The sequence below is a fragment of the Litoreibacter sp. JB4-2 genome, from assembly GCF_055693445.1.
In genome coordinates this window covers 1,930,029-1,944,900 of record NZ_CM146334.1, presented here as the reverse complement: position 1 = coordinate 1,944,900, position 14,872 = coordinate 1,930,029, and the positions used below count along the sequence as shown (strand labels likewise).

The 14,872-nt window shown below is 56.8% G+C and carries 13 protein-coding genes and 1 tRNA gene; 13 read left to right on the top strand and 1 reads right to left on the bottom strand.

All coding sequences use genetic code 11. From position 1 onward, the window contains the following. Positions 1–1,092: 1,092 nt before the first annotated feature. From ACZ1G7_RS09635 to ACZ1G7_RS09625, 3 genes are all read left to right on the top strand, one after another. A complete protein-coding gene (locus ACZ1G7_RS09635; RefSeq protein WP_472663595.1) occupies positions 1,093–2,643 on the top strand; it encodes a hypothetical protein in 1,551 nt (516 codons plus the stop codon). A gap of 97 nt (positions 2,644–2,740) precedes the next feature. After that, positions 2,741–2,816, top strand: a tRNA-Trp gene (locus tag ACZ1G7_RS09630). A 59-nt stretch (positions 2,817–2,875) separates the two neighbouring features. Further along, on the top strand, positions 2,876–3,667 hold the full coding sequence (locus ACZ1G7_RS09625) for an alpha/beta hydrolase (RefSeq protein WP_472663594.1): 792 nt from the start codon (positions 2,876–2,878) through the stop codon (positions 3,665–3,667). Here the strand turns inward: ACZ1G7_RS09625 and ACZ1G7_RS09620 are convergent. After that, positions 3,664–4,215 (bottom strand): hypothetical protein, encoded by a 552-nt coding sequence (locus ACZ1G7_RS09620; RefSeq protein WP_472663593.1) that lies wholly within the window; start codon positions 4,213–4,215, stop codon positions 3,664–3,666. The genes ACZ1G7_RS09625 and ACZ1G7_RS09620 overlap by 4 nt on opposite strands. A gap of 146 nt (positions 4,216–4,361) precedes the next feature. On the opposite strand from ACZ1G7_RS09620, the gene secE reads away from it, so the two are divergent. The 10 genes from secE (at position 4,362) to rpoB (ending at position 14,780) form a co-directional block, all read left to right on the top strand. Continuing rightward, on the top strand, positions 4,362–4,550 hold the full coding sequence (secE, locus tag ACZ1G7_RS09615) for a preprotein translocase subunit SecE (protein ID WP_472663592.1): 189 nt from the start codon (positions 4,362–4,364) through the stop codon (positions 4,548–4,550). Positions 4,551–4,669: 119 nt separating this feature from the next. Next, positions 4,670–5,905 carry a sensor domain-containing phosphodiesterase gene (locus ACZ1G7_RS09610; protein WP_472663591.1) on the top strand — a complete coding sequence of 412 codons (1,236 nt, stop codon included), beginning with the start codon at positions 4,670–4,672 and terminating at the stop codon, positions 5,903–5,905. 177 nt (positions 5,906–6,082) lie between these two features. After that, entirely contained in the window at positions 6,083–6,616 is a 534-nt protein-coding gene (gene nusG / locus ACZ1G7_RS09605; protein WP_472663590.1) for a transcription termination/antitermination protein NusG, read from the top strand. 105 nt (positions 6,617–6,721) lie between these two features. Beyond that, on the top strand, positions 6,722–7,147 hold the full coding sequence (rplK, locus tag ACZ1G7_RS09600; RefSeq protein ID WP_472663589.1) for a 50S ribosomal protein L11: 426 nt from the start codon (positions 6,722–6,724) through the stop codon (positions 7,145–7,147). Continuing rightward, positions 7,147–7,845 carry a 50S ribosomal protein L1 gene (gene rplA / locus ACZ1G7_RS09595; RefSeq protein ID WP_472663588.1) on the top strand — a complete coding sequence of 233 codons (699 nt, stop codon included), beginning with the start codon at positions 7,147–7,149 and terminating at the stop codon, positions 7,843–7,845. Before rplK ends, rplA begins: the two co-directional genes overlap by 1 nt. A 235-nt stretch (positions 7,846–8,080) precedes the next feature. Continuing rightward, positions 8,081–8,470, top strand: coding sequence for a zinc metalloprotease (locus ACZ1G7_RS09590; protein WP_472663587.1), 390 nt, complete (start codon positions 8,081–8,083; stop codon positions 8,468–8,470). A gap of 11 nt (positions 8,471–8,481) precedes the next feature. Further along, entirely contained in the window at positions 8,482–9,147 is a 666-nt protein-coding gene (locus tag ACZ1G7_RS09585; protein WP_472663586.1) for a matrixin family metalloprotease, read from the top strand. A 282-nt stretch (positions 9,148–9,429) separates the two neighbouring features. Next, positions 9,430–9,948, top strand: a complete 519-nt coding sequence (rplJ, locus tag ACZ1G7_RS09580; RefSeq protein ID WP_472663585.1) for a 50S ribosomal protein L10 — start codon at positions 9,430–9,432, stop codon at positions 9,946–9,948. A gap of 70 nt (positions 9,949–10,018) precedes the next feature. Next, complete coding sequence (rplL, locus tag ACZ1G7_RS09575) at positions 10,019–10,399, top strand: 50S ribosomal protein L7/L12 (protein ID WP_472663584.1); 381 nt, start codon at positions 10,019–10,021, stop codon at positions 10,397–10,399. 241 nt (positions 10,400–10,640) lie between these two features. Beyond that, the gene (gene rpoB, locus ACZ1G7_RS09570) at positions 10,641–14,780 is read left to right on the top strand and encodes a DNA-directed RNA polymerase subunit beta (protein ID WP_472663583.1); all 4,140 of its coding nucleotides are present in this window, start codon (positions 10,641–10,643) and stop codon (positions 14,778–14,780) included. Positions 14,781–14,872: the final 92 nt, after the last annotated feature.

The following is a 14,872-nucleotide window of genomic DNA, read 5'->3' as shown; positions in this document are numbered from 1 at the left end:
GGTGCGCGGTGCCGAAACGGTGTAACAAAACTGGCATTGGTTCACCAAGCGGGTTCATTCTGCGGGCACAGCTGACTTTAGCCTACCTGACCACTACATCGTAAGTCAGTGTCCCCCCTCCTGATGGGGTTGAAATCTTTGCCGTAAAACTGTCTGAGCCTCGAAAGCCTCGTGAGGGTTGATACCAAATCTGTGTCGCCCCCACGGTTTTTCCATTGCATGAGCCGATATCACCACCGCGTAGTTGCCCAGCGCCAATTTTAGAGGCTCCATTCCGTAGTAGGATTTTGCCGTTTTGAGGCTCTCTGACTATGAAAATCTCGACAAATGCAGTTTTGCACATTCCGTCCCACGCGGCGTGCTGTGTCACCAGCTCTTCCTTTTCAAAAGAAACTATGGTTGCAGCCCCGCTGCTCGGGACAGCCGTCTCTACGGGGTCGCATGCGGCTAGGACAGCCAAAAAAAAATAGGCTTTAAGCATTTTGAATATAACACAGTCCAATCTCCTTGGAGCGCACTCTTAACTCATGGAAAGCTGACAAGGTCAAACTTGTCCGGATCAAAGCGACTTAATAATTGTGGATCTAGGTCGATCTCTGCCAGAGGTCTATTTTTCAACTTCATTGCGATGCTAATATCGGAGGAATAGGCGCAACTGTTTCGCGAATGAGATGCTCTCAGAATAGCGTAACGAGAGACAGAGGCGATTCAAAGAACTCACGTCAATCTTTGCAATTTGTTGTTACCATATTGAACAGCAGGCTTTTGGAAAAATTGCAGCATCCGGTAACTTTGGGTTCAAAGCAGACATTCAATCGAAGTAGAGCACCCACCTGGGATCAAGCGGTTTTGTCCCCGCCGGGCACCGCCAAATCGCCCGGCGGGGTTGGCGACCGGTCTGGTCTTGGCGCTTCTAATATTTGGAAGAAGTGTTTGGCTGATATTGAACTCGGGCGAACAGTGGTGAGATCGCCATCCTCAGGTCTGGCGAAGTGCAGTGGGTGCTCGCAATCGCGGATCGCAGACATGCATTAACCCGGCCTAAATCTCTCCATGTCCAATTGGGCGCGTGAAGGTTCGGAGGCGTCAAATATGTATGATCCCCAGCAGTTGCGCGCGCTGAGAGCTGAGGTCGCGCAAGCAGTGAAGGCACAAGACCCGGTGGCGGCCTTGGAGGCGCCTCCCAAATCGGTCGAATGCGGGGATACGCTCATTCATCTCGCGGCGGAGTGCGGGGTTTTGGCTGAGGCCGCGTTGAACCGCTATATCGGCACGTTTTTTCAGCGCAAAGATCGCGCCCAATTGGCCTGTGCTGCGTCAGACGAAAGGCTTGGGCACCCCAGCTTGCGGGCATACTGGGATTTTTCGGCGCGGTTTCGCGACAGCGATCCGACGTTACGATTGGACGACATGATTGCGGCCTATCGGACCTGCTCACCGGGATCGAGTAGCCGGTTGCGGTTTGTGCATTTGTTGTGCGGGCAATCCTACCGGGACCGTGCGTTTGACTTCATTTCATCCTGGGCCGCGGGCGCGACAAACCCTGAGCTGGCCTCCATCCCGAACCGCTATCTTTACGGGCTCTTGATCGGGTTGATACATGACGGGCGCAAGGCGCTTGCGCGTGATTTGCTGGCCCGACGCGGAGCCCAAATGAGCGCGCTTGATCATCTGTTTTTCACAGTGCCCCGATGGATGCTGGCGGAACGCGAAGAAGCGCCGCCCACGACCGACGCGCTTGTGGCCGCGCTTCACGCGGCATTGCCGGATCGGGGGCCAGAATGGGATTGGTTTTGTAGAGCCTACCGCGACAAAATCCGCTCAGCCGGGCAGGACTTCACCAACATCCGAATGGAGCCAGACCAGGCACAGGCCCTGCGCGATATCCTCTTGCAAGCGGTTCGTGACCGGCAACCGCTCGCCTTTCAGCGCATGGGGGACGGCGCGGCTTACCGCATGGCGCTGCCCGATTGCGCGCAAAGCGCGTCCGCGAAGCTGCCGGGCGACGACCAATTGCGGGAGGAGGCTTGGTGGCAGCACCGCATCGCACCAGAGCGCGGTGACTTTTTTGCGCGCGAGATTGCACAAGCCCTACAAGGTGCGGACGTACTGGGTGTGTGTTCGGCGCATCGCTTGATCCGCGACGCGGCACCGGGCACATCAATGACCGACACGACAACCGGGCGTGCCCTTTTGGCCCATGTTCATGCGCTTGGTCGCGTCATCAGCTTGGCCGACAAATGCGTGACGGAAGATCGCGCGCACACGATCCTGTATACGCGGGCATTTTTGTCCCAGCTTATCGCTGCTGCCGAACATGTCGTTGTCGTCGGGGGGCTGTCGCCCGCGCAGATGCGGCTGCCAAATGCGGAGGCGATGACGTTTATTTCGCTGGTCCCGGAACAAAACAAAGGCCTGCCTGTTGCAGATTGTGCGGCCTCCATCACCGAAGAGTTTGAGGCGACCAAAGCCCGCGTCACGGCCGCCTGCGCGCCGGGCCGTGTGCTGCTGGTATCAGGCGGCTATGTCGGCAAGGCGTTGGTTCATGAAGGAAAACTGGCTGGCGCCGTGGCGCTAGATATCGGATCGCGGGCCGACAGTTTGGCGGGTTACCACACGCGCAGCCCGGCCGATGCCATATAAACCTGCGCGACGACCGCATGCTGCATGCATATAAACCCATTGCGCATTTCACGGCTTGCATTGCAGCCTTTGCTTTCGTAAGCACCAAACCCAGTGCAGGGGCTTAGCTCAGTTGGTAGAGCATCGGTCTCCAAAACCGAGGGTCGTGGGTTCGAGTCCCTCAGCCCCTGCCAGTCCATATGCCGCGCCGCGCTTTCTGACGGACGGCCATGCGCCACAATAGGCCGCTGCTATGAAATGCGTTCCCGACATCCCCTTTGACCCCGCCAGCGAGCTGATGCTCGACATGTATCTGCCCAACTCGTTGACGGCGCAGGCTTGCATTATTTACGCGCATGGCGGCGGGTTTCGCAAAGGCACGCGGCAGGACGAGGCCGTGCCGCATTTTGCCAAGAAACTGACCGATGCAGGCTACGCTGTGGCATCCGTCAGCTACCGGCTTGCGACCCCGTTGGCCGCATTTTCGGAAGCCGATCAAGCCTACATTGCGGCCTACCAAAGGCGCAGCGAGGGGATCCGTTTTGGACTATCCTCCAAGCTTTACGGACCGGCCTTTATTGCGGCGCTGGAAGATCTGTCGCGCGCGATTGAATTTTTGTGGGTTGAGGGCAACAACCTCGGCATCGCGACGCGAAAAATTGGGGTTTTGGGCGTCTCGGCTGGCGGAATTGCCGCTTTGTCGCTGGCCTTCCCACCCAGCCATTGGCGCGCGCGTTTGGCAATGCCCGACGCGGTTGTGGCGATTTCGTCGGCTATTGTGCAGCCTTGGCGGCTGTCATCCAAGGGTGTGCCTTGCCTGATGTTTCACGGGCCCAATGACCGCATCATCGATATCCAGGATGCCCAGTTTGGCGCCTCGCGCGCGGCGCAGGTGGGGGCACCAGTGACTTTGGTCGACACCCAAGTGCCGGGCCATGCCTCACAGGTCGACGCTGTTTTGGATAAATCGCCACATGACGGCGGCGCCAGCTATATGGAAATGGTTTTGCGCCATTTCGGCAGTGCGCTGTTGGTACGCGACTAAATATCCTGACCGCGTTCCAAAAGCCGGTCGATCAACTGGCGTTGCAACGGGATTGAGTCGCCGCCCCCAAAGCTCATCGCGCCACCGGTATAGAGAGAGCCATACGTCTTCGCTAGGTTCACCGCTTGTCCAAGGCCCGAGATCAGCTGATCTTTTTCCAGCGGCGAAAGCGGGTGGATAAAAACGCCCCACAACCGGCCCTGAGCAATCGCATAGCGTGCATCAAGGGCCGTATCGAAATTCGCCTGCATGACCCGCATGACCTCTTCCGCATCCATATCGGCAGCCGCGCGGATTGGCACCATCGCCCGCATCCGATCGGCGCTGTGATCGGTGATGATCAGGACCGGCACGTCCTCGATTGTCAGCTGAAACTGAAACCCGTTGGTCTGGCTGTCGGGGTCAAGGGCCAAGACGATCTCACCCAAGCGTGATACGGTCATTGGGGCTTCGGGCAGCGGTGCGGCTTCTGGTTCGGTGATTTGTTGAGCCAGGGTTTGGGTTGCAATCACGACGGCAACGCCCAAGCCGCACAATAGCTGTTTCATGTTGGGTCCTCTCACGGATGCTTACGACAAGGCTAGACCAGCACAGCGCGCATCGCCAAGGCACCTTTTGGTGAGCGCCCCTTGCAAAAGCGCGCTCGGAGCCGTATTTGCCTTTCAAGCACCAGAATCTGACAGGGTCATGATCCATGACGAACCCAGCACAATTTATTCAGCAAACGCGCGCCGAGGTTGCCAAGGTCGTTTGGCCGACGCGCCGTGAGGTTCTGCTGACGACGGTGATGGTATTCATTATGGCGACGCTGACCGCGATTTTCTTCAGCCTTGTGGATCTAACAATTCGCACCGGCTTGAACAGCGTATTTGGCCTGTTCTAAGCCGTCTATCCTATCAAAATTGACCTAAGTTCAACGTGTCTTTCGGTGCGGTGGTAAGGATTGGTTTGTCTTTGGCTCTTAGGGACGAAGAAAGTCCCGAGTGTGAAAGAGACCTGCCCATGACCGCTGCCGCCATCTTGTCAAATGTCGCTTCTGAGCAGGTCCCGGATAGCGACGTCATTCAGTCCGCGCTTCGTTTCGTGCGCAACCATCTGGACATGGAAGCAGCATATCTTTCCGAATTTGTGGGCGATGATCTGGTGTTCCGCGCCGTGGATGCGCCTGGGTTCGAAGACCTTGCCGCGCCGGGCAAGTCCATTCCGCTCAATCAGGTTTATTGTCAGCATATTTTGGCGGGGCGCTTGCCGGAGATTATGCAAGACACGCAAAACATCGCTCTGGCAAAGACTGTTCCGATCACAGACGCTGTTGGCATTAGGTCGCATGTCAGCGTGCCGATTAAACGGCGCGATGGGTCCAACTACGGTATGTTTTGCGTGTTGTCGCGCAGCCCAAAAGAGGATCTGAACGCGCGCGATCTGGAAGTCATGCGCGCCTTCGCGGATATTTCCGCCGATCAGGTGAACGAAAAAATCAGCGTCAAGACCGAGTTGGAACAATTGCGCGGCGATCTGGAACGCGTGATCGCTGAGCAGCGCTATTCGATCCTATTGCAGCCGATCATGGATATCGCGACGCGCCACCCCGTTGGGTTTGAGGCGTTGACGCGTTTCAAGTCGGAACCTTACCGCCCCCCAAATCTGTGGTTCGACGACGCGCAGCGCGTGAATATGCAGGTTGAACTGGAACTCGCTGTCATCGTGACTGCGCTTAAAATGCTCCCGTATTTGCCCGAACCCGCATACATTTCCGTGAACGCCTCACCCGTGACTGTCGCATCCGGGCAGCTTTTCGACGTCTTGAACGCCGCCCCGCTTGATCGCATTGTGCTTGAGGTGACTGAGCATGCCGAGATCACAGATCCGGTTGCGATGCTGAACGAAATTTCAAAATTGCGAGCGCATGGATTGCGTTTGGCGGTCGACGACGCGGGCGCCGGGTATTCGGGCTTGCAGCAAATCGTTCAGCTGAACCCAGATATCATCAAGCTGGACATTTCTCTGACCTCCGGGATCGAAAAAGACGTTGTGCGCCGCTTCCTTGCCGAAGCCCTTGTTGGATTTGCCGATCAGACCAGCGCGAAAATCGTTGCCGAAGGCATCGAAACAGAGGCGGAGCTTGCAGCCTTGCGCGCGCTGCGCGTGCCGTTGGGGCAGGGCTATTTGCTCGGCCGTCCGGCAGATCTGATCTCCGCTCAATCTTGGTTTCCCGGTGCTGCTTTGAAACGCGCCTAGAGCCAAACGCAGCCTTATAATCGCACTCGATTTGGCAACCGATAGGCGCGCAAGCCCTTGATCTCTTATCTCTCTCGCGGTAGGTGAGCCTCCAATCCCAGACGAAAGCGCGCATAGATCTCGAGATGCGCGCTGTTTTCGTTTCGGCAAGGCACTGATAACAAAGGCAATTTGGCAATGGCAAAACGGTGGTACTCGGTCTCGGTCCTCTCGAATTTCGAGAAGCGCATCGCTGAGCAGATCCGCCAATCTGTTGAAGAAAACGGATTGCAGGAAGACTTTGGCGAAGTGCTGGTTCCGACCGAAGAGGTCATTGAAATTCGTCGCAACAAGAAAGTCACTGCTGAACGCCGCTTTATGCCGGGCTATGTCTTGGTGCACATGGAAATGTCGGATCGCGGCTACCACCTGATCAATTCGATCAACCGCGTCACTGGGTTTTTGGGTCCGCAAGGCAAACCAATGCCTATGCGCGACGCCGAAGTCCAAGCGATCCTCGGCCGCGTTGAAGAAGGTGCAGAGGCGCCACGTTCCACCATCGTGTTCGACGTGGGCGAGAATGTGAACGTGACCGACGGCCCGTTCGAAGGCTTCTCGGGCATGGTCGAAGAAGTCGACGACGACAACCAACGCCTGAAGGTGACGGTGTCGATTTTTGGCCGGGCTACCCCGGTCGAGCTGGAATACACGCAGGTCACCAAAACGACCTGACGTGCATCACGTGGGAGGCGAGGCGCGCGCGCGTGCCAGACCGGACCACTATAACGAAGACCCGGCGGGACGCGTTCCGCGCGGGAGTTGAAAAGGAGAAGGCCAATGGCCAAGAAGATCGCTGGCACGATGAAGCTGCAGGTTCCTGCAGGTCAAGCCAACCCATCGCCCCCCGTGGGCCCTGCGCTGGGTCAGCGCGGTATCAACATCATGGAGTTCTGCAAGGCGTTTAACGCCAAGACCGCAGACATGGAGCCTGGTGCGCCATGCCCGACCGTGATCACCTACTATCAGGACAAATCGTTCTCGATGGACATCAAAACTCCACCGGCATCGTATTACCTGAAAAAGGCCGCCAAGCTGAAATCCGGCGCCAATAACCCAAGCCGCGAAATCGTGGGTTCGGTCACATCCAAGCAGCTGCGTGAAATCGCGGAAGCGAAGATGAAAGATCTGAACGCCAACGATATCGAAGGCGCAATGCTGATCATCGCGGGCTCCGCTCGCTCTATGGGCATCGAGGTGAAGTAATGGCTAAGCACGGAAAACGCACAACTGCCGCACGTGAGCAGTTCGCAGGCAAGCGCGACGTCACTGTCGAAGAAGCCGTCGCATTGGTGAAAAACAACGCCAAAGCCAAGTTTGACGAAACCGTTGAGATCGCAATGAACCTCGGCGTTGACCCGCGTCACGCCGACCAGATGGTACGCGGCGTTGTTGCCCTTCCAAACGGCACCGGCAAAACCGTCCGCGTTGCTGTTTTTGCACGCGACGCGAAGGCCGAAGAAGCCAAAGCGGCGGGCGCGGACATTGTTGGCGCTGAGGACCTGATGGAGATCGTGCAAGGCGGCAAGATCGAATTTGATCGCTGCATCGCGACACCTGACATGATGCCAATCGTTGGCCGTTTGGGTAAAGTTTTGGGCCCACGCAACCTGATGCCAAACCCGAAAGTGGGCACGGTGACTATGGATGTCGAAGCAGCTGTCAAAGCGGCTAAGGGCGGCGAAGTTCAGTTTAAAGTCGAGAAAGCGGGTGTTGTACATGCCGGCGTCGGCAAAGCCTCTTTCGACGAAGGCAAGCTGGTCGAAAACGTGCGTGCCTTTGTTGGTGCGGTTGCGAAGAACAAACCGGCGGGCGCGAAAGGCACTTACATGAAGAAGATCGTCGTATCTTCAACCATGGGTCCAAGCGTCACGATCAACGTCGAAAACGCGACCGGCAACTAAGTCTGGCAGCTGAAGCTGGCACTACCTTTGTTGCGTCTCAAAATTTCAAAGACGGGCCTTTTGGCCCGTCTTTTTGTGCAATTTCCCGCCTGTTGGTAAATTTTGTTCAATTTATGTGGGCGTCGCCTCAATTTCGCCCTACTCGTATCGGCTAACAGAAGTTAACAGTGCGTTAACTAAAGGTTAGGGTCCGCGAGTTTCTGCATCGGACCTTCTAATAAAAGGGGACGAGGGCATGTCATTCGCGTTTTCGACGGCGGACAATGGATCGGCAATCAAGTGGGGCACGGCGACGTTGGGTACGTCAAGCGGGCCGGTTTATTGGGACGCCGATTTCATCGATGATCTCGACTTCAACAACGCGCTCTATTCCGAAACACAGTTTGAAGATGCCCTGTCAGACGCGTTCCAAGCCTGGGAAGATGTATCCGGCATCGATTTTGAAATCGCGAGCGCTTCTGACTCGCCTGATATCACCGTGTTCTCGGAATCGCTTGCAGGATCAACTGTTGGACAAGCGCGGTATTCATTCTTTGAAAAGCCCGGTGTCAGCACCATGGTCGACGCAGAAATCGTGTTCGATTCTGACGAAGAGTGGTCGCCACAGGGGGTGCTGGGACAGTAGATTTTTACGCCGTGGCCTTGCACGAAATTGGCCATGCACTTGGGCTGGGCCACGTAAACGATACGTCTGAAATTCTCAACCCTTTCATTTCGACAGATGAGCTTGGGGATGGCGATGTCGCTGGTGCGCAGGCGCTTTATGGTGCCGCTGCGGCCTCGGCTCCGACGCCGCCACCTGCGTCATCGCCAGCGCCAGCACCGACACCCACGGCTGAGCCTACGCCGACACCTGTTCCGGAACCAACACCGACGCCCCCCGCGGCGCCAACACCAACTCCGCCCGCTTCCGACCCGCCGCCTGATCCACCAGCCAGTGCCCCGGAAAGCGACCCAATCGATGATGGCGGCGGCGGTGGTGGATTCGCCGGTGTTCTTGCTTTGCTCGGGCTCGGCTTCCTTGCGGCCTTTGGTGGGCTTGCGGGTGTCGCTTCGGGCGCTGCTGCCGGACTGGGTCTTATTGGTGGTGGCGGCGGGGGCGGTGGCGCTGCTTTGGGCTTTGGTCTCGCCTTGGGGCGAACCGATGAGGATGATGATTCAGAAGACGGTGATGACCCGCTTGCGGACTTCCCTTTGATCACGTTCAGCACTGCCGGAATGGGCTGCCCTATCTGTGGGGACACCGGCCACGCCGGACCAGAAGACTTCAACAGAGGCGACGATGATGTCGAGTTTGTTTAGCGCCTGACCGGCCCCCAAAGAAAGTCATAAGAATTTGGGGTTTCCTTGACTGAGATATCGGTTTAAGGAACCCCTTTATGTGCCGCGCGATTCTTTGTGCGGCATATTTCGTCCTAGATGGTGGGTGACCCAAAAGGTCTTAATGTCCTGCCTGAGACGGGAAAGACCCCATTCGTACCGATGTTTCGGGCGATTTTGGCTAAATCCCGATGAGGACCCGAATGCCGGCTTGCCGGCACTACTGAGCCGGGGCCTTAGGGTCCCCAAATTTGGAGTAAAACTGTGGATAGAGCCCAGAAAGAGAAAGTGGTCGAGGAACTCGGCCAGATCTTTGAAAGCTCTGGCGTGGTGGTTGTAAGCCATTACGAAGGTCTCACGGTTGCTGAGATGCAGGACCTGCGCGCGCAAATGCGTGAAGCTGGTGGGTCCGTTCGCGTCGCCAAGAACAGGCTCGCCAAAATCGCTCTGGAAGGTCAGCCATGCGCAAGCATTTCTGAATACCTGACAGGGATGACCGTTCTCGCCTATTCCGAGGACCCCGTCGCCGCCGCGAAAGTGGTGAACGACTATGCCAAGGGCAACGACAAGTTGCAGATCCTTGGTGGGGCCATGGGCGACAACGCTCTGGACGTCGCTGGTGTCAAAGCTGTCGCCGCTATGCCGTCTCGCGAGGAGCTTATTGCTTCCATCGTGGGCTGTATTGGCGCGCCTGCTTCGGGCATTGCCGGCGCTATTGGCGCACCTGCTTCGAACGTCGCAAGCATCCTGTCAACCATCGAGGAGCGCGCAGAAGCTGCGTAATTCTCAATGAGACCTTCGTGGGTTGTAAATCTCGCGTTGGAACACATCTTAATAGAACGGAAACAGTAAAATGGCTGATCTGAAAAAACTTGCTGAAGAGATTGTTGGTCTGACCCTTCTCGAAGCACAAGAACTGAAAACCATCCTTAAGGACGAGTATGGCATCGAGCCCGCAGCTGGCGGCGCAGTGATGATGGCTGGTCCTGCTGGTGGCGACGCTGGCGGCGCTGCTGAGGAGAAATCTGAATTTGATGTTGTTTTGGTCGCTGCTGGCGCATCCAAAATCAACGTCATCAAAGAAGTCCGCGCCATCACTGGCCTGGGCCTCAAAGAAGCAAAAGACCTGGTCGAAGCTGGCGGCAAAGCTGTCAAAGAAGGCGTCGACAAAGCCGAAGCAGAAGACATCAAAGGCAAGCTGGAAGCAGCTGGCGCCGAAGTCGAGCTGAAGTAATCCGGGCGCGGTTCTGCCGCGTACCACTTAAAATGAGCTGGACCCGATCAAAATTCGGGTCCGGCTTTCCGCGTCTCAGAGAGGGCCTTTGCGCCATAAGGCCTTCTCTAAGGAACGGTAAACCACTCGGGAGCGCATTCGTGGGAAGATGCGCAGGTATTGAGTGACCGCCCTTGTCCAAGCGACATGCCGCCCGGCCCCGGGGTGACATGTCCGAGGAAACTGAAAGGCTGAGACGAGCATGGCTCAAACATACGTTGGTCAGAAACGCATCCGTAAATATTTTGGCAAGATCCGCGAAGTTCTCGCAATGCCAAACCTCATTGAAGTTCAAAAATCATCATATGACCTCTTCCTGAAGTCCGGCGACCAGCTGGAACCGATGGATGGCGAAGGCATCAAGGGCGTATTTCAGTCCGTCTTCCCGATCAAAGACTTTAACGAAACCGCCATTCTGGAATTCGTGAAATACGAACTGGAAGAGCCGAAATACGATGTCGAGGAATGTCAGCAACGCGACATGACCTACAGCGCGCCTTTGAAAGTGACGCTGCGCCTGATCGTGTTTGATATCGACGAAGACACCGGCGCGAAATCGGTCAAAGACATCAAAGAGCAAGATGTCTTCATGGGCGACATGCCGTTGATGACGCCAAACGGCACTTTCGTCGTGAACGGCACTGAGCGTGTGATCGTATCCCAAATGCACCGTTCACCCGGTGTGTTCTTCGACCACGACAAAGGCAAAACCCATTCCTCGGGTAAGCTTTTGTTTGCATGCCGTATCATTCCATATCGCGGCTCCTGGCTGGACTTCGAATTCGACGCCAAAGACGTGGTCTTTGCGCGCATCGACCGCCGCCGCAAACTGCCTGTGTCCACCCTGCTTTATGCGCTGGGCCTGGACCAAGAGCAGATCATGGATGCCTATTACGACACAGTGTCTTTCAAAGCTGTGAAGAAAGGTGGCTGGTCCACCAAATTCTTCCCTGAGCGGATCAAAGGCACCAAGCCTGCTGCGGACATCATCAACGCCAAAACCGGCGAAGTGATTGCGGAAGCTGGCAAGAAAGTCACCCCGCGCGCCGTCAAGGCGATGATCGACAGCGGCGACATTGAAGAAGTGTTGCTACCCTTCGAAGGTATTGTTGGCCGTTTCGTGGCACGTGACATGATCAACGAAGAAACCGGCGAGATCTGGGTCGAAGCCGGCGATGAGCTGACATGGGAGCTGGACAAAAAAGGCGAAGAGGTCATCGGCGGTACGCTGAAGACTTTGATTGATAACGACGTCACGGAAATTCCCGTCCTCGACATCGATAACATCAATGTGGGTCCCTACATCCGCAACACTGTCGCAGTCGACAAAAACTTCAGCCGCGATACTGCGCTGATGGACATCTACCGCGTGATGCGCCCGGGCGAGCCGCCCACCGTAGAAGCGGCATCCGCGCTGTTCGACACGCTGTTCTTCGATAGCGAGCGCTATGACTTGTCCGCTGTTGGCCGGGTGAAGATGAACATGCGCCTCGATCTGGACGCGGAAGACACCGTGCGCACCTTGCGCAAGGAAGACATCGTGTCCTGTATCAAAGCGCTGGTTGACCTGCGTGATGGCCGTGGCGACATCGACGATATTGACCACTTGGGCAACCGTCGTGTGCGTTCCGTCGGCGAGCTGATGGAAAATCAGTACCGCGTTGGGCTGCTCCGTATGGAGCGCGCGATTAAGGAGCGTATGTCCAGCGTCGAGATCGACACTGTCATGCCGCAAGATCTGATCAACGCGAAACCAGCGGCTGCTGCGGTGCGTGAATTCTTCGGCTCCTCGCAGCTGTCGCAGTTCATGGACCAAACCAACCCGCTTTCGGAAGTGACGCATAAGCGTCGTCTGTCCGCGCTTGGGCCAGGTGGTCTGACACGTGAGCGTGCGGGCTTTGAGGTGCGCGACGTGCACCCAACCCACTACGGTCGCATGTGTCCGATTGAAACGCCGGAGGGGCCAAACATTGGTCTGATCAACTCGCTGGCCACCTTTGCCCGTGTGAACAAATACGGCTTCATCGAAACACCATACCGCAAGGTTGTGGACGGTGTCGTCACCGACGAAGTCAGCTACATGTCCGCAACGGAAGAAATGCGTCACACCGTGGCGCAGGCGAACGCGAACCTCGATGAGAACATGAAATTCGTCAACGATCTGGTGTCCACGCGCCAGTCGGGCGAATACATGCTGCAATCGAACGCGAATGTTGATCTGATCGACGTCTCGCCAAAGCAGTTGGTCTCGGTTGCGGCCTCGCTCATCCCGTTCCTTGAAAATGACGATGCGAACCGGGCCTTGATGGGCTCGAACATGCAACGTCAGGCGGTGCCTTTGCTGCAAGCCGATGCGCCTTATGTGGGCACCGGGATTGAGGGCGTCGTTGCCACCGATTCAGGCGCCGCAATTCAGGCGAAACGCGGCGGGATCATCGACCAGGTGGACGCGCAGCGTATCGTTGTGCGTGTTACCGATGATCTGGAGCCGGGCGATCCGGGCGTGGACATCTATTCGTTGCGCAAATTCCAGCGTTCGAACCAGAACACCTGCATCAACCAGCGTCCGCTGGTGAAAGTGGGTGACGTCGTTCGCAAGCAAGAGGTCATCGCCGACGGTCCATCGACCGACATGGGTGAGCTGGCGCTTGGTAAAAACGTCCTCGTCGCGTTTATGCCTTGGAACGGCTACAACTATGAGGACTCGATCCTGATCTCCGAGCGCATCGCGCGTGACGACGTCTTCACTTCGATCCATATAGAGGAATTCGAAGTCGCCGCCCGTGACACGAAGCTCGGCCCAGAAGAAATCACCCGCGACATTCCAAACGTAGGTGAGGAAGCCCTGCGCAACCTCGACGAGGCGGGCATCGTCTATATCGGTGCCGATGTGGAGCCGGGCGATATTCTCGTTGGTAAGATCACACCAAAAGGCGAAAGCCCGATGACGCCGGAAGAAAAGCTTCTGCGCGCCATCTTTGGTGAGAAAGCTTCCGACGTACGTGACACCTCGCTGCGCGTGAAACCGGGTGACTTCGGGACTGTCGTTGAAGTACGTGTCTTCAACCGCCACGGCGTTGAGAAAGACGAGCGGACCGTCCAGATTGAACGCGAAGAAGTCGAACGTTTGGCGCGTGACCGTGACGATGAGATGGCCATTCTGGACCGCAACATCTACGCGCGTCTGCAAGGCATGCTGATCGGCAAGACTGCCGTGAAGGGCCCGAAAGGCGTCTCATCCAACTCGGAAATCACACCTGAGATGCTGGAAATGCTGTCCCGCGGTCAGTGGTGGCAATTGGCCTTGGCTGAGGAAACTGAGGCCGCAGCGGTCGAAGCTTTGAACAGCCAGTATGAGGCGCAAAAGCGTGCCTTGGAGGCCCGTTTCGAGGATAAGGTCGAGAAAGTCCGTCGCGGCGACGACCTGCCACCGGGCGTGATGAAGATGGTCAAAGTCTTCGTGGCTGTGAAGCGCAAGCTGCAGCCCGGCGATAAAATGGCCGGTCGTCACGGCAACAAAGGGGTTATCTCCAAAGTTGTTCCGATGGAGGACATGCCGTTCCTTGAAGATGGTACTCCGGTCGATTTCTGTCTGAACCCGCTGGGCGTGCCGTCGCGCATGAACGTGGGCCAGATTCTGGAAACGCATATGGGGTGGGCCGCACGTGGTCTGGGCCTGAAAATCGACGATGCGCTTGATGAATTCAAACGCACCGGCGACAGCCAGCCCGTTCGGGACGCTTTGCAGCACGCTTATGGTGACGAGACGTATAACGACGCGTTCGGCAACATGATCGAAGCCGACATGATCGAATCCGCTCAAGCCGTCAGCAAAGGTGTTCCAATCGCGACGCCAGTCTTTGACGGTGCGAAGGAAGCAGATGTGAACGACGCTCTGGCACGCGCCGGGTTCGACACATCGGGTCAATCGGTGCTGTTCGATGGTCGTACGGGTGAGCAGTTCGCGCGCCCTGTTACGGTCGGCGTTAAGTACCTGCTGAAACTGCACCACCTTGTGGACGACAAAATCCACGCACGTTCCACCGGGCCTTACAGCCTTGTCACGCAGCAACCTCTGGGCGGTAAAGCTCAGTTCGGCGGCCAGCGTTTCGGGGAGATGGAAGTCTGGGCACTGGAAGCCTACGGCGCGGCTTACACCTTGCAAGAGATGCTGACTGTGAAGTCGGACGATGTTGCGGGTCGGACGAAAGTCTACGAGTCGATCGTCAAAGGCGAGGACAATTTCGAGGCCGGTATCCCGGAATCGTTCAACGTGCTTGTGAAAGAAGTCCGGGGCCTCGGCCTCAACATGGAACTCCTTGATGCGGAAGATGAGGAGTGATCCCATGGGGGCCAATTCTCCTCTTCTTCGTAGCACCGCTATTCGTCGTGTGGCTGATATATTTCCGCGCAAGCCGTCAACTCTTGCGCGAA